The sequence below is a fragment of the Fibrella forsythiae genome, from assembly GCF_017353175.1.
Lineage (GTDB): Bacteria > Bacteroidota > Bacteroidia > Cytophagales > Spirosomataceae > Fibrella > Fibrella forsythiae.
Map to the genome: position 1 here is coordinate 967,922 of NZ_JAFMYW010000001.1, position 22,854 is coordinate 990,775.

Here is a 22,854-nt window from a genome sequence, read left to right on the forward strand (position 1 = left end):
GTGCTTTTCACTTTTGCATACTAATCCGGGCGTTTTCCTGCTGACCTGACTGCACCATACCCTCGTGGACGTATCCTTTGTTCGTTCCGCAGCGCACCAAATAGTAACTGCCCACCTTTTTTAGCGGTGTAATCTGTTCGCCGGGTAAGACGATATGAAGGCGACGTGACCGGAAATCAGCCTTCCGAAATAAGGGTGCATACGCCACCAATGCCAGGTTCTCGGGCCTTACAAGTTCCTCCGTTGACCCAGCCCCGTTGTTCGATTCCATCAGTCGACGGCGGCCTTTGGCAAGGGCTGCTTTTGTCTGTTCCTCGCTCGACTGTAAAAAACGCCTGACCGATTGGTGAACAGCCGACTGTCCATAATCGGGGTTTTGCTGCTCCAGTTTGTCCAGGTACGTATGCAATCTGCTCTGGAGCGCAGTATAAGCCGATGGGTCAACAACAGACAGTTCATTCAGCAGCTTACCCTCACTCAGCAATTGTTTTTGCAGCATACGTACCTGTTCCTGATACGGTGTTTCTGCCGGTTGCGGCTCGAAGAAGTTCGTAGCCCGGATCGGGTCAACGGGCAGATTCCCTTCATATGCCTGCGCACACACAGGCAATTCCGCCAACAACACCAGCCCTGTAACGACCAGTAACCTGGCGAAACGCGCCATCTGCTTCGGGTGATTGATTTGCATTTGGCTCATTTTCGTGTGGCTACCGTGACTGCCTGACCATCCCGAATCTCTTCCGATGCCGTTCTGACAATGGTCACGCCCGGTTGCAGATCGCCAAACACCTCGACCAGACTGTCCAGCACGTTACCTTTCTGCACTGCCACCCATTGTACCCGGTTGTCGCGCACACGGATCACAAACATCTTCTCACTGGAACTGACTACCGCTGTGGTGGGTACAAACAACGTGTGAGCCGACCGCTCTACGGGTAGTGTTACCTCGGCATACATGCCTGATTTCAGCTCGTGCGTTGCGTTGGTGACGTCGAACTCAGCCATCATGGCGCGGTTGGCTTCGATCAGGCTTTCGGCCGAACGGGCCAGCCGGGCGTTAAAACGGCGTTCGGGAATGGCGTTGACGGTGAACGAAACGGCGCTTTTTGTTTGCAATTGATTGGCGAACGTTTCAGGAATTGCCACCGTCAGGCGCAGTGTACGGCTATCTTCCAGCACGAATAAGGGCTTGTTACCATCGCCAGCGCCAACCAGCGCGCCGGGACTGATATTCCGTTCAGTCACCAATCCGTCAAACGGGGCCGTAATGGTCAGGTACTGCCGCAATTCTGTTTTCGCCTGGTAGTTGGACCGCGCCGCCTGCACCGTACCACGCGCTACGGCGACCATGGCGCTGTCGGCCTGCATTTTCGCCTCGGCCTGATCAATTTCCTGCAACGATACAGCCCCGGCAGTTTTAGCCGTTTGCACCAGTCGCTGATACGTCAGTCGGCTGGCACGGGCGCGGGTTGTTTGCTCTACCAGCGTCGCCTGCTGCGCCTGTAGCTGCGCCTGCGCCTGACTTAACTCGGAGAGTACTTCCGGCGCTTCGAGGCGGGCCAATACCTGCCCTTTCCGAACGGCCGTTCCCCGATCAACGGAAATGTCGCGGACGTAGCCTTTGACTTTGGCGTAGATGTTCACCCTATTCCAGGGTTTCAGTTCGCCGGGAAGGGTTACCCGTTTGCTGGGCTGCAACGATTGCACCGAGGCCGTGGCAACTGACGTTACTTCAGGCTCTTTTTTAGCCGTTTTATCGTCGCTCACCGCCGACGTGCAGGACGCAAACCCGATGGCGATGCAGACTGGGCCGACTAGTTTCAGATACGATTTCATAAGGAAGCAGAAGACAACGAGGGTTGAAAGAATTGACTCTCCGGATCTTCCGGATCGAGTGATACCGACTGGAGCGTCGCTTTTGTCTGGAACAGCGTGAACACACAGGGCAAAATCAGCAGGGCGGCCAGCGTTGAGGCGATCAGCCCGCCAATGACGGCCTGACCAAGCGGCGCGATCTGGTCACCGCCCTCGCCCATGCCCGACGCCATCGGCACCATCCCCGCAATCATGGCGATGGTGGTCATCAGGATCGGGCGAATCCGACTGTTGGCGGCCATGACCACGGCCCGGTGCGTATCGCCCATTTCTTTGCGTAGATTCTCGGCGTTGGTGACCATCAGAATGGCATTGGCGACCGATACCCCCACCGACATGATCAGGCCCATGTACGATTGCAGGTTGAGCGTTGCCCCGCAGGCCAGCAACATCAGCAAGGCCCCTGCCACCACCGCCGGAATAGCCGCCAGAATCACCAGAGAGAGTTTAAACGATTGGTAATTCGCCGCCAGCAGCAGGAAAATAATGATGATGGCCACGAGCAACCCCGTTTGCAGGCTACCCAGCGTATCGCCAAGCAGTCGGGTTTGGCCGCGCATCTCGACCAGCACGCCACGGGGTGGATCGCCAGCATCTTTGATCGCCTGCATCACTGCTTTCTGGGCCGAACCGAGGTCTTTTTTCTGCAGATTCGCCGTGATGGTCACCAGCCGGTTTGGCCCAACGCGATCATATTCACCGGCGGTGGTTCCTTCCGAAAATGTGGCTACGTCAGACAGCAGGGGCGACAGGCCGCCACTCTTCAGCGGAATATTACCGATGTCGTTGGCCGTTTGCATCTGATATTCGGGAATCTGTACCTGCACCTGATAGGCCAAGCCTTTCGACTCATCAAGCCAGAGGTTCTTATCCGTAAATCGACTCGACGAGGTCGCGGCCACCATTGACCGGGCTATCTGCGTGGAAGTGACTCCCAGTTGGCCCGCCCGCTCACGGTTGAGGTTTACGTTCAGAATCGGGTACGCCAGCGGCTGCGCCACCTGCACATCGCGCAGGTACGTTATCCGGGCCATCTGGTCTTTGATCTTATTGGCAAACCGGCCCGCCTCGCGCAGGTCTTTGGCCGCCACTGTTACTTCGATAGGCGTAGCTGACCCCTGACTCATGATCTTGTCGACCAGTTCGATTGGCTCGAAGGAGATGCGGGCAGCAGGCAGTGCATGGGCAATTTTTCCGCGCAACTGCTCTTTCAGATCATCCATGCGCACCGGGTGATCTTCGCGCAGCGACACCTGCAACACAGCCTCGTGTGGGCCGCTATTGAACACAAAAATGTTGGACGTACCATAACTGGATGGGACCGTGCCGACGTAGGCTGACGATATGTCGACGTTATCGGGACCCACTTCCGCTTTGATAATATCGAGCACCTTCAGGGTGGCCATTTCGGTACGCTCTACCCGCGTGCCATCGGGAATACGAAGCCGAAGCTGAAACTGGTGGCTGTTGGCGTGGGGCAGAATATCGGTGCCGATGACCGTAAAGCACAGGCCAATGAGCGCAACAGAAACCACCAGATAACTGCCCACGACCAATCCACGACGGTTGATCAGCTTCTCCAACAAGCCAGCATAGCGTTGTTTGAACTTCTCGAAACCCGTCGGATTCGCCGCTGGATGGGCTGTTTCGTCAATCATGGCGTGGCGTTCCTGCGCGTCGAGCGCCAGCGTTGGGGCTTCGTGGGCAGGATGACTTTTCAGGAGCCAGTTGGCCAATACCGGCACAAAGGTTTGCGACAATAAAAACGAGGCAATCATGGCAAACCCAACCGATAACGATAGCGGCAGGAACATGGACCGGGGAACACCACTCATCACGAAGGCAGGCGCAAACACAGCCAGAATAGCCAGCAGAATCAGAAATTCGGGGAAAGCGATTTCCTTGCAGGCATCCCAGATCGCAACGGCTTTGGGCTTGCCCGTTTCCAGATGCTGGTGAATATTTTCGATCGATACCGTGGCCTGGTCTACCAGAATACCAATCGCCAGCGCCAGGCCCGACAGGGTCATGATGTTGATCGTTTGCCCAAACAGGTTAAGCAGGATTACCGCCGACAGAATGGAGATCGGGATGGTCAGCACCACGATGATCACGCTGCGCCAGTCGCGGAGGAACAGAAGTACCATCAGTCCGGTCAGCACCGCCCCCAGAATCCCTTCTGTCACCAGGCTTTTCAGGGCGTTGGTCACGTAGACCGACTGGTCGAATTCGTAGGAGATTTTCACATCGTCCGGCACCGCGTTTTGCAGTTCGGGCATGGCCTTACGGATGTTGTTCACCACATCCAGCGTTGACGCGTCGGCTTTTTTCACCACCGGGATATACACCGCCCGACGACCATTGACGAGTGCGTAACTCACCGTTACGTCGGCCCCATCTTCAACCGTACCAATATCGCGCACAAACACGGTTGGGCCCGACCCCACGCGGATGGGTATGTTCAGAAAATCTTCGGGGCGTTTTACCAGCGAGTTCACTGGCGTCATCATCGTTTTATCACCGATTCGAATGTTCCCGGCAGGCGACGGCTGGTTGTTGGTGATGATGGATTTGATGACCTCTTCCGGCGTGAGCTGGTAGCTGCGAACCAGTTGCGGATTCACCTTGATCACAATGGTCCGCTGGTTTCCCCCAAACGGCGGCGGACTGGAGACACCCTCGATACGCGAAAACATGGGACGTACCCGCGCCGACGCAAAATCCTGAATTTCATTCAGCGACCGCGACGGACTTTCAAACACCAGTTGGCCAACCGGCACCGAACTGGCATCGAACCGGACCACCTGAGGTGGCACCGTTCCGTCGGGCATGTAGGCTTTGGCACGCGACACATTGTTGGCCACCTCGGCGGCGGCCTGCGCCATATCGGTACCGGGATAGAACTGTAACTTGATGAGCGACAGCCCCTGGATGGTTTTCACCTCGATGTCACGGATACCCGACACGTACAGAAAGTGGTCCTGGTAGCGCGTGGCGATGAAACCGTCCATCTGGTCGGGGGCCATACCGCCGTAGGGCTGCACCACGTAGATCGTCGGCAAATCGAGGCTCGGGAAAATATCGACCGGGATTTTAAACAGCGACATGACGGCGAAAAACAGGATCGCGATAACGCCGACAAGCACCGAAATGGGGTTCCGCAGGGCGGAGCGAATGAGTTGATTCATGATAACCAGTTAGTTAGCCTGATTCGTGAATAAAGACAGATCACCTTCGGCAGCAGCCTTCAACAGCAGGTAGCGCCACACATTGCTCGCAGCAACGTACCCATCCACCTCGGCGCGGTTGAGCGTCAGCACGCTTTGCAGTAAGGTGGGTAAATCGGTCAGGCCACTTTGGTAGCGGGCGTTTGCCTGATTGTAGGCCTGCCGGGCGGCCTGCAGTTGAATGGGCGTTTGGCGGGCCTGCTCCAACGCCACCTGATATTGCAGGTCGGCTTCCTGCAACTGGCGATTGACACGGAGTTGCTGCTCGTTGAACAGTTGTCGGAAACGCTCGACCTGATACTGGTCGCCTTGATAATCCTGCTTTACACGCAGTATGTTGGTCAGATTCCAGCGGGCCACCACGCCGAAGAGATAATTATAGGCCTGGTACCCAAAGCCCATCGCCAGATTGGGCCGGTACACATCGCCCTGATTGGCAAAGCCCGACCCCCGCGCCCAGCCCGACCCCAGCAGCGAGATCGTGGGGAACATGGTCCGTTGCGTAGCCAGACTGCGAGCCGATGATAGGGTAATCTGAGATTGAAACAGACGCAGCACCGGATTTTTCGCCGAGACAGAGTCCGTGCCAGACGGATGAGTTGGCAGTTTAGAGTAAAAGCCCAGGCTGTCAACCTGCATGCCGGGTTGCAACTGCCCCGTGAACTCCGACAGCCGGAGCCGCTGCACCCGCTCATTCTGCTGACTTTCCAGCAGGAGCAACCGCGCCCGAACGGCCTCGGCACCGGCCAGCGAACTATCGACCCCCGCCCGCATACCCGACCGAACGCCCGAGTCAACCACGCGTTTGAACGTTTGGGCACGTTCCAGGTTCCGCTCCTGAATCTGCACCAGTTTCTGGTTGATCAGCAGCAGCAGATAAGCGTCGATGGTACGTACCTGATGCTGAAACAGCTCGTTTTCGTAGTCGGCCTGAGCACGTTGCACCTCGGCCCTGGCCAGCGACACATTCGCTTTGATACGCCCGAAAGTGATGGCCCGCCATTCAATGACGGCACTGGTATAACTGCCGGGCGCAGGCTGGTAATAGTTCTGCGACCGGATACCCCCCGACGTAGAAATGGCCGTTCCTTCGTTCGGGAAAAAAGACCCGTTCACGGCGTTACTGGTCGAATAGGTGTATTGGTCCTGCACAATCAGGCTGGGCAGAAACTCAATACGTGCTCCTTTCAGGCGGCTTTGGCTACTGCTGATTTCGGCCTGTTTAGCGCGCAGAAACGGATACTGCCGAACACTCTGCTCCAGCACCTGGTTCAGCGTTATCGATTGCCCGCAGGCAGGCATCGCTAGTACGCCCATCCCCACGAGCAACGGTCCGATTGCTGATTGCCGACCGAAGCGACATACGCGACGTAAGTGATTCATCAGAAACAACGTACCCGGCTTTGGTCTGGCTCACGGATACCTGTCGACAAAACACGAAGTCAATTCTGGAAACATTTGGGAAAGCCGCTGCCAGTGAAGGCATCGGGGTACTTTTCCGGCGAAATAATGGGGATCGGGGCGGCGAACCGGCGTAGTCGGAATGCCTGACTCGCAACGCAGCCTAACACCAAAACTGCTTCCCAACGCCATGCATACACAGCGTCAGGAAGCAGTTGAACGAACAGTAGATTGCAGCGCCTACAGGCCCACTGGCACGGCTATCATCGTAGTATCCCAACCCATATACATCGTAGCGGTTTGGGCATCTTTTTTGGCAAACTGGATCGAGAAGTTCTCGATTGGCGTGTCTGCTTTCTGTACAGGTACGTTCACGCGGAGCACGTCGAGCGCCTGGTTGTAGCTGTAGGCACCCCACTGGTCGAGGTCAGTGCTGAGAATGATTGTCCACTCGGTTTCGTTCGGAATGGTCAGCAACGCGTAACTCCCGGCTGGAATTTTCTTGCCCCCAATCGTTACGTCCTGATAGAATTTGACCTCTGGCGCTTCGTTCGCACCGGCCCGCCACACCTTACCGTAGGGAACCAGCTTGCCAAATACCTCACGCCCATTCTTCGCGGGGCGAGTGTAGGTGACGCGGGCAGCCAGCTTGTCGTTACCCACTTTGGCGGGGGCAAACTTGCGATCATGTGCGTAATCGTCCGGGTAATAGGCCATATCCATGGGTGATTTATCGAGCGCACGAAAGGATTGGGCCGATGCCCCGGTCAGGACCAGCAGGAACAAGCCAAAAAGTAGAACAGTCTGTTTCATGTTTGTTTTCAGTGACTTAACTAACGTGCAAAAGTAGCTTATTCCAAACCAATCGACTACCAACCCTGGTGGATTACCGGCCCTATAACGGGATGAAATAGTACGAACGGCCCGCCTGAAAGTAGAATGTAGCTAAATGCTGTTTTTCAGCTTCGAGTGGCACAAGCTGCGCTACATTCCATTCGTCAATCCCGCATGATTCACGTCAACCCTTCCATTAAACCGGCTGACTTATCCTCAAAACTCCAGCGATTCTGGGCGCTCTCTGCGCAAAAAATCAACCTCATCGAGCAGCAGTATGACATCAGCAACGGGTCTCCCGTTTTCACGATGCAAGGCCGCTACACCACCCGCGGCTGGACCGAGTGGACGCAGGGCTTTCAATATGGTTCGGCTATTCTCCAGTTCGATGCAACCGGCCAGGATGAGTTCCTCGAACTGGGTCGCCAGCGAACAATTGAATGTATGGCTCCTCACGTCAGTCATGTGGGTGTGCACGACCACGGCTTCAACAACGTCAGTACCTACGGAAACTTGCTCAGGCTGATGCGGGAAGGTAAGATTCCGTACAACGAGTGGGAAAAGAACTTCTACGAGCTAGCGCTTAAAGTGTCGGGGGCCGTACAGGCAAACCGCTGGACACCGACGCGGGAAAGAGCAGGGACACCCGCCGGCTTCATACACTCCTTCAATGGGCCGCATTCCCTGTTTGTCGATACAATTCGATCCTGCCGATCACTGGTTATCAGCTACTTACTTGGCCATACATTCCAGGGTGAAGGCGATGTGCGCATCAATTTGCTGGAACGGGCACTGCTCCACATCAAAGCTACCGCCGATTTTTCGGTGTATTACGGTGAAGGGCGCGACTCCTACGATGTGTGGGGACGTACCGCCCATGAAAGCATTTTTAACGTCACTGACGGAAATTACCGTTGTCCGAATTCGCAGCAGGGCTACACCGGTTTCAGCACCTGGACACGCGGCCTGGCCTGGGCCATGTGTGGGTTTGCCGAAGAACTCGAAGCGCTGGCAACCATTCATGATGATGAACTGGCTGGTCTGGGCGGACGTGAGGCCCTGGAGGCGATGATGCTCAAAGCCGCCCGCGCTACCTGCGACTTTTACATTGCAAACACACCGACCGATGGCGTTCCCTACTGGGACACCGGCGCGCCGAACCTCCATAAACTCGGCGACTACCTGGACCGTCCCGCTAAACCGGTCAACGACCATGAACCGGTGGATAGCTCTGCCGCCGCCATTGCCGCGCAGGGTTTGCTGCGACTAGGTAATTACCTGATGAACAAGCAACGGACAAATCCCGACCAGGTGCCCGACGTTGGGTTGTTGGGACAAACCAACTGGCAGGCAGGCCAGACCTACTGGCAAGCCGGTCTGACCGTGCTGGGTACGTTGCTCGACGAACCTTACCTCAGCACCGACCCGCAGCACCAGGGCCTGTTGCTGCACTCAATCTACCATCGGCCCAATGGCTGGGACTACGTACCCCGGGGAAGCAAAATCCCCTACGGCGAGTCGAGTATGTGGGGCGATTACCACATTCGGGAAGCAGCCCTGTACGTCCAGCGAGCCATTGACCAGGCACCATATTACCTGTTTTTCAACTGCGTATAAGCTGCTTTCCCTACCCTTCCTGAACCTCCCTTTTTAAGCATGAGTGGTAAATACAAACCAAAGTACACCCGGATGGCCCAGATTAAAACGGCCTCGGATTTGACAACGTACCTGAAAACGAACGGGGTGGATCTGGCCTTCGACGAGACGCTGTTGCCACCCGATGAAAGTCCGTTTGGTCGACCGATTCAGTTGAAATCCGGGAAGACGATTGGCAACAGCCTGTGTATTTTACCAATGGAGGGCTGGGACGGAACATTGGATGGGAAGCCGACTGATTTTACCCGGAAACGCTGGCTGAAATTTGCCGAGAGCGGCGCCAAACTGCTGTTTGGGTGCGAAGCCGTAGCCGTTTGCCACGAGGGGAAAGCAAACCCAAACCAATTAGTGATCAACGCCGACACAATTGGTGAACTGACCAAACTTCGGCTGCTTATTCTGGATAAGCATAGGGAGCAATTCGGTCGTACCGATGATCTGGTGATTGGCCTTCAACTGACCCACTCGGGCCGGTTTTGCAAACCAAACAGCCACAAGAAATTCGAATCACAGATCCTGTATTCGCATCCGTACCTCAATCAGAAATTTGGGATGAATGCCGAGTATCCAACGCTGACCGACGAGGATATCGACGGCATTATTCAGAAATACGTGGATGCGGCTGTGCTGGCGCAACAGGCTGGTTTCGACTTTGTTGACATAAAACATTGCCACGGTTATCTGGGCCACGAGTTCCTGAGTGCCGTAAACAGAGCCGGCAACTACGGCGGCAGCTTCGAGAATCGTACCCGGTTTCTTCAGACCATCGTTGCTGGCATCAGGCAGTCGGCGCCAGGCCTGGAAATGGGAATTCGGCTGAGTGCATTCGATTTGCTGCCGTTTAAAAAAGGGCTGAACGACGTTGGTGAACCCGAACTAACCGATGCCTACCCGTATGCATTTGGCGGGCAGCAAACCGGATTAGACATCGACCTGAACGAGCCGAAAGCATTCCTCGACCTGGCCCAGTCGCTGGGCATCCAGCTGATCTGCATCACGGGTGGCAGTCCTTATTACAATCCGCATCTGATGCGCCCGGCCCTGTTTCCTCCATCTGACGGCTATTTACCGCCCGAAGATCCGCTGCTGGGTGTGAAGCGGCAAATCGACGTGACCAGCGAGTTGAAAAAGGCGTTTCCGGCGTTGGTCATCATCGGATCAGGCTACTCCTACTTGCAGGAATGGCTACCCAACGTAGCTCAGTACGTGCTACGCAACGGCATGGCCGACAGTGTCGGTTTCGGCCGGATGGTACTCTCCTACCCCACGATGCCCGCCGACATGATCGCTGGCCGGTCGCTGGTGCGTAATCACATCTGCCGAACGTTTTCCGATTGCACCACCGCACCCCGCAACGGCCTCGTCTCCGGCTGTTATCCGCTTGACCCACTGTATAAGAAGTTGCCGGAGGCTGAACAGTTAAAAGCTATCAAGGAGAGCCTGTGAAACAGTCGGAACGTACCCGCCCCGTAGCTTTCGTTACGGGAAGCAGCCGGGGCATTGGCCTTGGCATTGCCGAACACCTCGCCAGAAAAGGGTTCGACCTCGCCATCAACGGCGTTCGCGACGAATCGGCCGTTACGGATGTGCTGGGTACGTTACGGCAGTTTGGCACCGAGGTGATTTATTGTCAGGGAAGCATTGCCGACGCCGCTTCCCGTGCCACTATGCTGGCCAGGATCAACGACCGGTTTGGTCAGTTGACGCTGCTGGTCAACAATGCGGGTATTGCGCCGCAGGTACGTGCCGATATTCTGGAAGCCACCGAAGAAAGCTTCGATCAACTGCTGAACGTCAATCTGAAAGGCGCTTATTTTCTGACGCAGGCAGTAGCGAACTGGATGATTCGGCAAAAGAAAGAGGATGCCGGTTTTCAGGCAGGTATCATAACGGTTTCGTCTATATCGGCCACGGTCGCCTCCGTTAATCGGGGCGATTACTGTATTTCAAAAGCGGGTCTGAGCATGGCAACCCAACTATTCGCCGTGCGACTGGGCGAGTTCGGGATTCCGGTTTATGAGGTACGTCCGGGAATCATCAAGACCGACATGACGGCGGGTGTAACAGCCAAATACGACACACTCATTGCTGATGGCCTGACGGTGCAACCGCGCTGGGGCTTACCCGATGACGTTGGCCGGGCCGTGGCCGCTATCGCCGAGGGTGGATTCCCGTATTCAACCGGTCAGGTTTTTATGGTCGATGGCGGGCTGACGCTTTCCCGCCTGTGAATTTTAGCGGTTGGTTCAGAGTAGTTTAGGTCCCTTTTTCGATTAAGTAACAGGAGTTGCCTGCGGGTAATCACCTGCTCGCGTAATGCTGTTTCTTCAGGCCCTTCAACCGGGCGTCGGCAACACACGCAACCAGCAACACCCCACCTGAAACAGATACAGTTCAAGTCCCTATTCCTAACAATAACTCCTTTATCTTTCTTATGGAAAACGCTTCTTTTTCCCGTCGGAAGTTCATTCAGACCGCGGCCACTGGCGCGGCTGTTTTAGGGCTTCCCACCCTTATTCCGAGTAGTGCTTTTGGCGCTAATGACCGCCTGCGAATCGCCGTTATCGGCCTGAACGGCCGGGGGAAAGACCACATTTCGGGCTTCTCGAAAATAGATAACGTGGAGATCGCTACCCTCTGCGATGTTGATGACGTGGTGCTCCGGAAATCAGCCTCAGACTTTGAGGAAAAATTCAAGAAGAAAGTGAAGATGGAGCAGGACCTGCGGAAGGTCTACGACGATAAAGACATCGACGCCGTAAGCATTGCCACGCCCAACCACTGGCATGCGCTGGCCGCGATCTGGGCCTGTCAGGCGGGGAAAGATGTGTATGTGGAGAAACCGGGTTGCCACAACCTGTTCGAAGGGCGGAAGCTGATCGAGGCCGCGGCCAAATACAACCGGATTGTGCAGCATGGCGTGCAGCTACGGAGTTCGGTGGCCATTCAGGAAGCGATCAAACACCTGCGCGACGGCCTTATTGGTAAAGTGTACATGGCGCGCGGTACCGTCTATAAATGGCGGGCCGACATTGGCAACCTGGGTAATTCGCCCGTACCGGAAGGGTTGAACTGGGATTTATGGCAGGGACCAGCCCAGGCACGGGAGTTCAGCAAGAACTACGTACACTATAACTGGCATTGGTTCTGGGACTACGGCAACGGCGATATCGGCAACCAGGGTATTCACGAAACCGACCTCTGCATGTGGGGGCTCGACGTGGGCCTGCCCGAAAAAATCACGTCGGCAGGGGGGAAATTTCTTTGGAATGATTGCAAGGAGACGCCCGAAGTGCTGACATCGACCTACCATTATCCGAAACAGGGCAAGATCATTGAGTTCGAGGTACGTCCCTGGATGACCAATAAAGAAGATGGTGTTGAAGTAGGCAATATTTTCTACGGCGACAAGGGCTATATGGTCATCAACGGATACAACGATTACAAGACGTACCTGGGCCGTAACCGCGAACCGGGCCCAGCCCGAAATGCGGGCGGCGACCACTACAAGAACTTCACCGATGCCGCGCGGGCCAGAGACAAGAAAATGCTGAACGGCCCCGTTGAAACGGCGCACCTGGCCTCGTCGCTGGCGCACCTTGGCAACATCGCCTATCGCCTGGGCCGCACCCTCGATTTCGATCCGCAGAAAGAAATGTTTGTGGGCGACAAACAGGCGAACGCCATGCTTACCCGCAAATACAGAGCCCCTTACGTGATTCCAACGAACGTTTAATTAGCAAAGACCGGGTGTTGGCTATTGGCTAATTGACTTAAGCAGCTTCTGGTTCTCAAGTCAATCAGCCAATAGCCAACGACCAATATCCAGCATCCTAACTCCATGATTTCTACGCCTGCCTCGTCGCGTCAGTATTTATTTCAGTTACCGGTCTTAGTAGCTGCTCTTGGTTATTTCGTTGATATGTACGACTTGTTTTTGTTCAGCGTCGTGCGGGTACCGAGTCTGAAAGCGTTGGGTGTAACGGGCGAACAGTTGTTGCCCGAAGGCGTTTTTCTGCTCAATATGCAGCTGGCCGGATTGGTGATTGGCGGCGTTCTGTGGGGTATTCTGGGCGATAAACGGGGGCGGTTATCCGTACTTTTCGGTTCAATCCTTATGTATTCGCTCGCCAATATCGCTAATGGATTGGTTACCAACCTGAGCCAGTATGCCGCCCTTCGATTTATCGCGGGCATTGGTCTGGCTGGCGAGTTAGGCGCTGGTATCACGGTGGTTGCCGAAATTCTGCCGAAACAATTACGTAGCTATGGGTCTGTACTGGTGGCTACAATGGGCGTACTGGGCGGCATTACTGCCTACTTCGTGGCTGACCAGTTTGCCTGGCGGATGTCATATTATGTGGGCGGCGGCCTCGGGCTGCTACTGCTTGTTCTGAGGGTCAACGTGTTTGAGTCCGGGTTATTTGAAAACCTGAAGAGTCAGCAGTTGGAACGGGGTAATTTTCTGAAGTTGATTACGAATGCCGAAAGCCTGAAAAAGTACCTGCTGGCTATTGTGGTGGGGGTTCCGCTCTGGTTTGTGGTCGGCATTCTGATCACCTTCTCGCCGGAATTTGGCCGAAATGCCGGTCTCGTTGAACCGATCGTAGCCGGGAAAGCGGTCATGCTTGCCTTTGCCGGGCAGTCGTTTGGCGATATCGTGAGCGGGCTCGTCAGTCAGCGGTGGCAAAGCCGGAAGAAAGCAATCCGGCTGTTTATGCTGCTATCGTTTCTTACGATGATAGCCTATCTATGTCTGCCAGTCAGCAGTACCACACAGTTTTATGCGCTGTGTGCCTGCCTGGGTTTCTGCAACGGCTACTGGACGTTGTTCATCATCCTGGCCGCTGAGTTGTTCGGCACAAACGTTCGCGCAACCGTGGCTACGTCGGTACCCAATTTCGTGCGGGGAGCTACCGTACCGCTTACTTGGCTGTTCGTGGGTCTGAAACCATCGCTGGGTTTAACGTACGGTCCGCTCCTGATCGGAACCATGATTGTGCTCTGCTCGCTGCTGGCCCTGCAGTTCCTGGAGGAAACCTTCTCGAAGGACATGGATTATCTTGAAGCATGAACAGACAGCCACCCATCGATGGGCCACCGGGCCTGACAAGGCGGGCAACTCTGTTGAACGTGCCCTATTCGGCATGCCGACGGTGTTCCTTTTTCAGAAGCCCGGACTTACACTGACTGCCCAAACGTGAACCCCTGAGTGCCGCCGGCAGAAAAACGACCATTCAGAGAGCTGACACCGTTCGCCAGAACACTCGTTTCTTTGGTTTATTCATGCAGAAGCCAAAGAAACGAGTGTTCTAGTGCACGGATGTGGCTGAGTTGAAGCAGGAAAGGCTATTTTTACCAGACAACTTCATCGCTCGCAAGTCTCTGTATGCACGTAGCCCTTCGTTACTTTTCATTCCTTGTCTGTTTCTTACTTGCCGGTGTACTGCCGCCACAATTTGTTTCAGCCCAAACGAAAGCAGTATCAGCGACCAGATTCGAACTGGTTGAAACCACGATCAGCGCTATTCACAAGGCTTTTCGTACGGGTTCATTAACGAGCGAACAACTGGTTGGGGCGTACCTGGAGCGCATTCAGACGTATGACCAACCTACCAAACTCAACTCAATTATCCTCATCAACCCCCAAGCTATCGCTACAGCTCGGGCGCTGGACGCTGAGTTTCGGAAAACCGGGAAACTACGGCCACTACACGGTATTCCGGTGATTGTGAAAGACAATTTCAATACGAAAGGGTTGCAGACAACCGGCGGCTCCATTGCCCTGAAGGGATTTGTGCCTGGTGAGGATGCGTGGCAGGTTCAGAAACTGAAGGAAGCCGGGGCGATTGTGCTGGCCAAATCGAACATGGCCGAATGGGCGTTTACGCCGATGCACTCGCAGAGTTCAATGGGGGGCGAAACGCTGAATCCGTATAACCTGGCCTACGTACCGGCGGGATCGAGTGGCGGAACGGCAGCGGCGGTAGCGGCCAATCTGGGAACAGTTGGACTGGGGTCTGACACCGGTAATTCAATCCGTGGCCCATCGTCGCATAACGCGCTGGCAGGCTTCCGTACGTCGCTCGGACTGGTAAGCCGATACGGCATTATCCCGTTGTATACGCGCAATGACGTGGGCGGACCGATGTGTCGCACGGTCGAAGATGCCGTTCGCCTGCTGGAGGTAACGGCCGGTTATGATCCGCATGATCCGATCACCAAAAACAGTCAGGGACACGTACCCAAAACGTATACCCAGTTTCTGAAGAAAGATGGGCTAAAAGGCGCCCGGATCGGTGTGATGCGACAACTGACGGAGACGAATATTCACCCCGAGATCAAAGCGCTGTTTGATAAAGCCGTGGCCGATCTGACCCGCGCCGGGGCAACAGTGATCGACGTGACTATTCCTGATTTCGATTCGTTACGCGCCAACCAGTGGTGCGCCGACTTTCGGGCCGATGTGGAGACGTACCTGCGGACGTTCGTGAAGCGGGACACGCTGAAAACGCTGGAAGACATCATCCGCGTGGGCGGCTATTCCGATATTGTTCGTAATAGGTTGAAAGACCAGCAAACGCATTCGGGCCGGGCTGTTCATCCTGAAATTCCCTGTGGCGATGCGTTCACCGACCCGCTCCGAATCGCGTACCGCAAAGGCATTGAAGCGGAAATGAATCGGCTCAAGGTTGACGCCCTCATTTACCCAAGCTGGAATTACCCCCCCGCGCTGGTTGGCGACGCCAAAGGTTACAAAGGCGATAACAGTCAGCTGATTGCCCCTGCCACGGGCCTGCCTGCGTTCACCATCCCGATGGGCTACACCACCGGCAACTTGCCCGCAGGCCTTCAGTTTTTGGGCCGGTTATTCGACGAGCCAACCCTGATAAAGCTGACCTACAGCTACGAACAGGCAACGCTTCACCGAAGGGCTCCGAAACGGTTTGTGGCACTTGGGCAGTAAGTGTATTTTGGGAAACGTACCCAGCATTATCCTCATTTCATCATAACTACCTTTCAATGAATCGCTTTACATCGCGGTCGGTGTGCTTAGCCGTAAGCCTCATCCTTTTCTTGAGTTTCAATAAAGTAAACGGGCAGGCGTTTACCAAAGCTGAGATTGCGCGCTGGCAGCAACGGGCAAAACAGGTTACCATTACCCGCGATACCTGGGGTGTACCTCATATTTACGGTAAGACAGATGCCGACGCGGTGTTTGGCCTTCTATTCACGCAATGCGAAGATGATTTTGGCCGGGTTGAAGAAAACTACATCACCTCGATTGGTCGATTGGCCGAGATCGAAGGCGAGTCAGCATTGTACCATGACCTGCGGGCCCGGCTGTTTATGGACTCTACACAGGCCATGGCCATTTACAAGAAAAGCCCGGTCTGGATGAAACAGCTACTGGATGCCTTTGCCGACGGTGCCAACTACTACCTCCACACTCATCCGGCCGTGACGCCAAAGCTCATCAAACGTTTCCAGCCCTGGATGCCACTCTTGTTCAGCGAAGGCAGCATCGGCGGGAATATCAGCGTGGTGCCTATCGAGCGACTGAAGGCGTTTTATGAACAGCGTAAATCGACGTCGTTTAACAGCAATATCGACCATTACGAGCGTGAATCCATCGGCTCGAACGGGTTTGCCATCGCGCCGTCGAAGAGCGCAACGAAGAATGCCCTGCTGCTGATCAACCCGCATACGTCGTTCTACTTCCGATCGGAAGTACACATGGTCAGTCAGGCGGGGTTAAATGCGTACGGCGCCGTTACCTGGGGACAATTCTTTGTCTATCAGGGCTTCAACGAAAATTGTGGCTGGATGCACACGTCGAGTTACGCCGATTCGATGGACGAGTATCTGGAAACTATCGAGAAGAAAGGCAATGACCTTTACTACAAACACGGTGTGACGCTCAAGCCCGTTCGGACGCAGAAAGTGCGCCTGCCTTACAAATCGGGCAACGGAATTCAGTACAGGGAGTTCACGATGTATTTCACACAGCACGGCCCTATTGCGGGCGAGAAAGATGGGAAATGGATCGCCATTGACATGATGAACACGCCCCTGAACGCTCTTTCGCAATCGTATTTGCGCACAAAAGCAACCGACTACGCGAGCTACAAAGAGGTGATGAAGCTGAACGGGAACGCCTCAAACAACACGGTTTTCGCTGATCGGAACGGGACGATTGCCTACTGGCATGGCAACTTCATGCCCCGCCGCGACCCTAAATTCAACTGGGATCAGCCCGTTGATGGCAGCAACCCGGAGACTGACTGGAAGGGACTGCACTCGATCGATGATATCGTGCAGGTACGTAACCCGGCTTCCGGCTGGATTCAGAACTGCAATTCAACGCCCTTTACCGTGTCGGGAACCAGCAGCCCCAACCCAAAGAGGTACCCCACCTATATGGCACCCGACGCCGAAAACTATCGGGGCATTAACGCCGACAGGGTGCTTAGTCATAAAGCCATATTCACGCTCGATACGCTGATTGCGGCCGCCAACGATCCGCACCTGGCCGCGTTCGACGATCTGCTGCCGCCTCTGCTCAATGCGTATCAGACCGTTTCGGGCGATGCAGTCAATCAGTCAAACGACCTTATTGAAGCGATTCAGGTATTGAAAGTCTGGGACAAAAACTACGGAAAGGCTTCGATCGGGCAAACGCTGGCGATTATGTGGGGCGAAAAAATTCAGCGCCTGGCCCGTAGCCGTGCCGCTGCCGACCAGCGGTTCGATAACCTGGGTCTTAGTGCGTTTACCAACGAAAAAACGTCGGCGCAGGAGAAAGTAACTGCGCTGGCTGATGTACTGAAAGATCTGACCCGCGACTTTGGTACCTGGAAAACACCCTGGGGCGAAATCAACCGCTACCAGCGCCTGACGGGTAAGACGCAGGAAACCTACGATGATAATCAGCCGAGTATTCCCGTGGGGTTCACCTCGTCGGCCTGGGGCTCGCTGGCGGCTTTTGCAGCGAAAACGTACCCAGGCACGAAAAAACGGTATGGTAGCGTCGGCAACAGTTTCGTGGCCGTGGTTGAGTTTGGTAACCGCGTAAAAGCTCGTTCGGTGGTGACGGGGGGACAAAGCAGCCGCCCCGGCGAAAAACACTTTACCGACCAGGCTCCGCTTTACTGTGAAGGGAAATTTAAAGACGTACTGTTCTACCCCGAAGATGTGCAGAAGCACGTGGAGAAGACCTATCATCCGGGCGAAAAATAGGCTTTGTCGGGTATAACCTATTAGAGATAAGTTGTTTGTGCCTTTTGCTAAGAACGCCACAACTTATCTCTATTAGAACGTATGAAGGCAGGTGCCCCCACCCCAAAAACTATCGACGAATACCTGTATGATTTCCCCGAGGCTGTTCAGTACCTGCTGGAAGAACTAAGGCAGGCGATCAGAGAAGCAGCTCCGGAGGCGGTAGAAACGATCAGCTACCAGATGCCTGCGTTTATGTTGGATGGCAAACTGGTCTATTTCGCGGGCTACAAAAACCATATCGGATTTTACCCAACACCTTCGGGAATTACGGCTTTCAAAGACGAATTATCAGCTTACAATTGCGCGAAAGGCACGGTCCAGTTTCCCCTAGACAAGCCGCTTCCCATCGACCTGATCACCCGCATCGTCAAATTCAGAGTACAGGAAAACCTGGCAAAATCGTTGGCGAAAAAGAGTACGCGGAAGTGAATAGGAATGCGGATTGGGCGGATACAGATTTTCTTACGTAGAGGTCAATCCGCCCAATCCGTGTACCATCAACTTGGTTCACTTGCTGTGTACGTCGCGGAAACGGAGCATGTCGCCGAGACGAAGTTCTTTTTCCTGATCGAAGCCGCAGGTAGACGTGAATTCCTTCGGGTTCTGATAGGTGCCGAATAGCATATCCCACCACACGATGTCGCCGTAGTTGCTCGTATGCTTTTCGTACTCGTGGTGAATACGATGCATCTCGGGCCGCTGGAAAATATACCCGACCCATTGCGGCGTCTTCACGTTGGTATGATAAAAGAACTCGCCGAGCGCCGTGCAGAGTGTATAAATCGCGCCTGCTTCGGCATTCAGACCGAGCAAAGTGTATACCAGCAGGCTACCAATGATGGAGTTGACCGTCATCTCGAGCGGATGCTTGTAGAACGACGTGATCACTTCGAGCCGTTGCGGACTATGATGAATCTGATGGAAATGCGTCCATAGAAAATCGACGGTGTGCCGCCACCGATGCCACCAGTAAAAGATAAATGTAGCAATCACATACGCGATTACGCCCCCCAGCGCAGCTCCACCAGGTACGTTGTCAACGGCTTCAGACAGGTGAAATACGGAATAGGCCGATAGCCATTTCTCCCAGGTGAAACCCGCAAGCACCACGACGATCAATTGAACGAAGTTGATCGCCAGCACACGAATTGTCCAGGTAGGTACGTCTGGAAGCTTCCAGCCGGGTATCAAACGTTCGAGTACGAAACAGCAGGCAAAAACGCCGAAAATGATGTATAACATAGCTATGGAGCGATAAGGTGGCGAGCCACCATGGAACACCCCCAAAGCAACGGCGTACTCAACTCCTGAAAATTGACGGATATCAATTTCGTACGCTCACTACCGAGCTACAGCAACACCTTTTGTTTTCCGAATAACGATTGGCACACAGACGTCTGTTGGGCAGGTACAGACGGTTGGCATGAGCATAACGGTTACGTCGGTGTAACAGCCTGCGATGTTCGTTACGCGAATCGTATACGCCTGCGCCACCACCGGATTCGCCAGCATACTCGCAATGAGTCCATTGGCAGGAATTGGCTGGGCTGTACCAGCTACTGCGTTGGTCGAGTCGAAGGTGGTGCCGAGTGAATATTGATACGTATGGCTGGCGTTGAACCCACTCAACACGATCTGCCCGTTCGATTGCGCGGTATTACTGACGCAGGTAGCGGGAATGGCCGCTGCTGCAAACACAGGTAAAGTATCTGCTTCTACGATAAACGGACAACAAGAGAAATTGGGGCACTGGCCGCCCACGTTGTCAATGCCTAGGCTGTAGGAACCGGGTGCGCTGACCGTTAATTCGTTGGTTATCTGGCCCTGGATTAGTACACCATCTTTAAACCAGCGATAACTGGCACTTCCGGCCGGCACTGACAGGATATACTGGTCACCGGGGCAAAGCTTGACGGGAATAGACGTACAAACCCGAAGCGTATCGCCGGGAATACTGGCCGTATTATACAAAATACCTGCCCCGTTGACCACAGCTTGAAACGTCAGACTAAGGCTTTGTCCGGCAGCGAGACTGGGAATAATCCAGTTTCCGGGCGTTCCCTGAGTAAAGGTCGTCCCAACGGGAACGATCACAGAATTGGGTACGTAACTAAGACCCGCCGATGTTGAATCACGCACAACGACATTGGCAGCCGGGCCATTACCTGAATTCGTCACCACGATCGTGTATGTGAGCACGTTACCCACTCTGGCAATGGAGCGATCGACGAACAGACCCAGGGTTACTGCTGGTGAAAGGAATCGGTAACCGGCATCAACAATGGCAACGGTTGCTCCAGAGGGTACTGTCAGTGGACCAGTAATGCTACCGGCAGGTGTGGCGATCGAATAGCCGGCCGGGGTTGAGAAACTGACTGAGTAAGGCTGGCCGATAGTCAATCCCGTGAAGCTATACGTACCTGATGGCCCGGTCGTTATTGATGCAACGGCCAAACTGCTACTGTTCAGCAGCGTGACCGATACACCTGCAATGGGTGTATCGCCACCGTCACGAACGTTATTGGCATTGTTATCTACGTATACCGACCCCATTAATGTAGCTGAGGTCGGGGCCGCCGTTGTGCAGGAAGTTGGCGCATTATACGTGATCACCGCTGAACTACAGCCGGGGCCTGTCACGGTAACGGTATGCGTTTCTGTTCCTGAAAGAAGCCCCGAAAGACCAAACGTAGCCGACGGCTGACCCGTGGTGATTGATACAGTTGTTGAACTACTGCCATCGGTGATGATCAACGTACCTGCCACTGCCGCCGTGAGCGACACCGTGCCTGTAAGATCGTAGGTGTTGGTTGCACTGGTGCAGCTGCCCGCAGTAACGGCAACGGCCATTGTCTGGGCATAGGCTGTCACCGCGTTGTTGCTAACGGAAATTGCACCGGCAATCGACAGCGCGCGCCCTTCCAGGGTGGCACCGGCAAGCAGGCTGATGGCTCCGTTTACCAGTAGCGTCCCTCTGAACACAGCGCCTTCGCCGAGGGCTACGGCACCATTCACCTGAAAATAAACGTCATTGATGCAGGCTCCATTCGTTAGGTTGATGGTCGATCCGGCGGCAGTAGTGAGGGCGCTGTTGAGCTTGATTATATACGTACCCGGCCCATTCAGGGTCAATGTACCCTCTAAGGATGATGCCGCGGCTGTTGTCTGGCAGTAAACACCCGCGGTCAGTGTCTGGCCATTTCCAAGAATGGGGCTGATCAAGGTGCTGCAGGTAATCGACGTCAGATCGTTGTAAGCCGCCACCACATCCAGCGCTGCCTGGTTCGCCTGCGTACTGCCCGGCAAACGAATCTGACCGGTAACTGACCCTGGCGGAAACGCGTTGAAAGCCCCTAAGCTCGTACCAACGTCGCCCGTTACCACGGCCGCCCCCGTGGTATTGAACGCACCATTTGCCGTAAAGAGGGCAAATGTGGAGGCAGTGCCCAGATTGATTGCCTGCCCAACGGAGGCAATGGGCAAAGCCAGTAAAAGAACATAGGCGACTAAAGTGAATAGTCCTTTCTTCATGAGTGCATAAGTTGGCAAGCAGAGCGCTTACTGTGATGAGATGTATTGGCTTGTAACTGGTTGATGCTCCCATCCATATAGCCTGGGCATCGGTTGTTGTAAAGGCTGCGCCTGAAGCAGTAAAAAGCAGTCAGTAACCAGGCAGGCAACCGCCGGGGTTTGTCAGCTACGGGGTGGCAAGATGATCGAATCAATTGGGTGGACACTACATACCGGAAATGGCATATAGTGAGGCGGAAGCCCTACGTCGACCAGGCGAGAACCGAGGTAATCGGTGGTCGTTAATGCATAAGGTGCGCTGCCAGAGTAGCCTGTTCTTTCTGTCTCTGGTAACCTGTCTAGTGTACGAAGCCGGGTGTCTGGTTACCGAAAAGTGCTCGAAAATACCATAAACAACCAGGATGCTGAAGGCTAAAAAACTGACAATGAAGGAATTGGTTAACCTGCTAAATCACTGGGAACTATTGGCTATCCTCATCTGATGGGTGATCCTAACAAAAGTCAAGCCAACTTATTTTTTGATTAGGCAACGGTATTTTTTACTGATTTCGCTCCTTTTCGCCAGGTATGGAGCTATAAGAGCCCGGATGTTTTACTAGCCGCGCCCAGTTAATTATCGTGCCAAAAATGACTATTAGCTAATCGGTCGTTTACTGACTTTATGGATAGTATACAAAAACAGGATATTATCTATCCCTTCGTCCCCTCGATCAGTTGAACGTTTTCGGGCGATATGCCCAGATATGAAGCGATATAGTTAACTGGCACGCGTTAAGTGGCGCATGCCTGAAAATATATAGCCTTGTGCTGGCCGGTTTGTACCAACTAGATCTTCCGAAGAAAGGTATCCCGCCGCCGCATCTCCGCCAGGGGGCGACACTGAACGCAGCGATTGACTATGAGACAGGCGTGTGTTCATCACTGTGCGGCAGCTTAACCTATCTCGTTTAGCCAACAGAACGTCTGATAGAGGGAAGGATTAACAAGTAATGAATTGCTGGCGGAAGACCCAATAGATTACCCTACATCGCCTGGTTATGAGTAAGTG

At 54.4% G+C, this 22,854-nt stretch carries 15 protein-coding genes; 8 read left to right on the top strand and 7 right to left on the bottom strand.

Annotated elements, in window-relative coordinates; all coding sequences use genetic code 11:
* Window positions 1–7: 7 nt before the first annotated feature.
* The 5 genes from J2I46_RS04630 to J2I46_RS04650 all read right to left on the bottom strand — a co-directional run bounded on the left by J2I46_RS04630 (window position 8) and on the right by J2I46_RS04650 (window position 7,316).
* Window positions 8–697 (bottom strand): hypothetical protein, encoded by a 690-nt coding sequence (locus tag J2I46_RS04630; RefSeq protein WP_207327750.1) that lies wholly within the window; start codon window positions 695–697, stop codon window positions 8–10.
* Window positions 694–1,836, bottom strand: coding sequence for an efflux RND transporter periplasmic adaptor subunit (locus J2I46_RS04635; RefSeq protein ID WP_207327751.1), 1,143 nt, complete (start codon window positions 1,834–1,836; stop codon window positions 694–696). Before J2I46_RS04635 ends, J2I46_RS04630 begins: the two co-directional genes overlap by 4 nt.
* Window positions 1,833–5,063 (bottom strand): efflux RND transporter permease subunit, encoded by a 3,231-nt coding sequence (locus J2I46_RS04640; protein WP_207327752.1) that lies wholly within the window; start codon window positions 5,061–5,063, stop codon window positions 1,833–1,835. The genes J2I46_RS04635 and J2I46_RS04640 overlap by 4 nt, the downstream gene beginning before the upstream one ends.
* Window positions 5,064–5,072: 9 nt before the next feature.
* Window positions 5,073–6,485 carry a TolC family protein gene (locus J2I46_RS04645; protein WP_207327753.1) on the bottom strand — a complete coding sequence of 471 codons (1,413 nt, stop codon included), beginning with the start codon at window positions 6,483–6,485 and terminating at the stop codon, window positions 5,073–5,075.
* 258 nt (window positions 6,486–6,743) lie between these two features.
* The gene (locus tag J2I46_RS04650; protein WP_207327754.1) at window positions 6,744–7,316 is read right to left on the bottom strand and encodes a DUF2911 domain-containing protein; all 573 of its coding nucleotides are present in this window, start codon (window positions 7,314–7,316) and stop codon (window positions 6,744–6,746) included.
* Window positions 7,317–7,511: 195 nt separating this feature from the next.
* Here J2I46_RS04650 and J2I46_RS04655 point away from each other — a divergent pair, with 195 nt between their 5' ends.
* From J2I46_RS04655 to J2I46_RS04690, 8 genes are all read left to right on the top strand, one after another.
* The gene (locus J2I46_RS04655; protein ID WP_207327755.1) at window positions 7,512–8,954 is read left to right on the top strand and encodes a glycoside hydrolase family 88 protein; all 1,443 of its coding nucleotides are present in this window, start codon (window positions 7,512–7,514) and stop codon (window positions 8,952–8,954) included.
* Window positions 8,955–8,993: 39 nt separating this feature from the next.
* Complete coding sequence (locus J2I46_RS04660) at window positions 8,994–10,439, top strand: oxidoreductase (protein WP_207327756.1); 1,446 nt, start codon at window positions 8,994–8,996, stop codon at window positions 10,437–10,439.
* On the top strand, window positions 10,436–11,224 hold the full coding sequence (locus tag J2I46_RS04665) for a 3-ketoacyl-ACP reductase (protein WP_207327757.1): 789 nt from the start codon (window positions 10,436–10,438) through the stop codon (window positions 11,222–11,224). The genes J2I46_RS04660 and J2I46_RS04665 overlap by 4 nt, the downstream gene beginning before the upstream one ends.
* Before the next feature lie 203 nt (window positions 11,225–11,427).
* Entirely contained in the window at window positions 11,428–12,729 is a 1,302-nt protein-coding gene (locus J2I46_RS04670) for a Gfo/Idh/MocA family protein (RefSeq protein WP_207327758.1), read from the top strand.
* Between the two features lie 105 nt (window positions 12,730–12,834).
* Window positions 12,835–14,067: an MFS transporter gene (locus J2I46_RS04675; RefSeq protein WP_207327759.1), complete on the top strand. Its 1,233-nt coding sequence runs from the start codon at window positions 12,835–12,837 to the stop codon at window positions 14,065–14,067.
* Window positions 14,068–14,382: 315 nt separating this feature from the next.
* Window positions 14,383–15,960: an amidase gene (locus J2I46_RS04680; protein ID WP_207327760.1), complete on the top strand. Its 1,578-nt coding sequence runs from the start codon at window positions 14,383–14,385 to the stop codon at window positions 15,958–15,960.
* Between the two features lie 56 nt (window positions 15,961–16,016).
* Window positions 16,017–18,233, top strand: coding sequence for a penicillin acylase family protein (locus J2I46_RS04685; RefSeq protein WP_207327761.1), 2,217 nt, complete (start codon window positions 16,017–16,019; stop codon window positions 18,231–18,233).
* Between the two features lie 81 nt (window positions 18,234–18,314).
* Window positions 18,315–18,704 (top strand): iron chaperone, encoded by a 390-nt coding sequence (locus tag J2I46_RS04690; protein WP_207327762.1) that lies wholly within the window; start codon window positions 18,315–18,317, stop codon window positions 18,702–18,704.
* 78 nt (window positions 18,705–18,782) lie between these two features.
* On the opposite strand, the gene J2I46_RS04695 is transcribed toward J2I46_RS04690, so the two are convergent.
* Both J2I46_RS04695 and J2I46_RS04700 read right to left on the bottom strand, forming a co-directional pair.
* Window positions 18,783–19,517, bottom strand: coding sequence for a sterol desaturase family protein (locus tag J2I46_RS04695; protein WP_207327763.1), 735 nt, complete (start codon window positions 19,515–19,517; stop codon window positions 18,783–18,785).
* 99 nt (window positions 19,518–19,616) lie between these two features.
* Window positions 19,617–21,806, bottom strand: coding sequence for an ice-binding family protein (locus J2I46_RS04700; RefSeq protein WP_207327764.1), 2,190 nt, complete (start codon window positions 21,804–21,806; stop codon window positions 19,617–19,619).
* Window positions 21,807–22,854 lie beyond the last annotated feature (1,048 nt).

Bases quoted from the DNA above. Each gene is read 5' to 3' on its own strand.
- J2I46_RS04630 (WP_207327750.1), bottom strand. From the start codon at position 697: ATGAGCCAAATGCAAATCAATCACCCGAAGCAGATGGCGCGTTTCGCC.
- J2I46_RS04635 (WP_207327751.1), bottom strand. From the start codon at position 1,836: ATGAAATCGTATCTGAAACTAGTCGGCCCAGTCTGCATCGCCATCGGG.
- J2I46_RS04640 (WP_207327752.1), bottom strand. From the start codon at position 5,063: ATGAATCAACTCATTCGCTCCGCCCTGCGGAACCCCATTTCGGTGCTT.
- J2I46_RS04645 (WP_207327753.1), bottom strand. From the start codon at position 6,485: ATGAATCACTTACGTCGCGTATGTCGCTTCGGTCGGCAATCAGCAATC.
- J2I46_RS04650 (WP_207327754.1), bottom strand. From the start codon at position 7,316: ATGAAACAGACTGTTCTACTTTTTGGCTTGTTCCTGCTGGTCCTGACC.
- J2I46_RS04655 (WP_207327755.1), top strand. From the start codon at position 7,512: ATGATTCACGTCAACCCTTCCATTAAACCGGCTGACTTATCCTCAAAA.
- J2I46_RS04660 (WP_207327756.1), top strand. From the start codon at position 8,994: ATGAGTGGTAAATACAAACCAAAGTACACCCGGATGGCCCAGATTAAA.
- J2I46_RS04670 (WP_207327758.1), top strand. From the start codon at position 11,428: ATGGAAAACGCTTCTTTTTCCCGTCGGAAGTTCATTCAGACCGCGGCC.
- J2I46_RS04675 (WP_207327759.1), top strand. From the start codon at position 12,835: ATGATTTCTACGCCTGCCTCGTCGCGTCAGTATTTATTTCAGTTACCG.
- J2I46_RS04680 (WP_207327760.1), top strand. From the start codon at position 14,383: ATGCACGTAGCCCTTCGTTACTTTTCATTCCTTGTCTGTTTCTTACTT.
- J2I46_RS04685 (WP_207327761.1), top strand. From the start codon at position 16,017: ATGAATCGCTTTACATCGCGGTCGGTGTGCTTAGCCGTAAGCCTCATC.
- J2I46_RS04690 (WP_207327762.1), top strand. From the start codon at position 18,315: ATGAAGGCAGGTGCCCCCACCCCAAAAACTATCGACGAATACCTGTAT.
- J2I46_RS04695 (WP_207327763.1), bottom strand. From the start codon at position 19,517: ATGTTATACATCATTTTCGGCGTTTTTGCCTGCTGTTTCGTACTCGAA.
- J2I46_RS04700 (WP_207327764.1), bottom strand. From the start codon at position 21,806: ATGAAGAAAGGACTATTCACTTTAGTCGCCTATGTTCTTTTACTGGCT.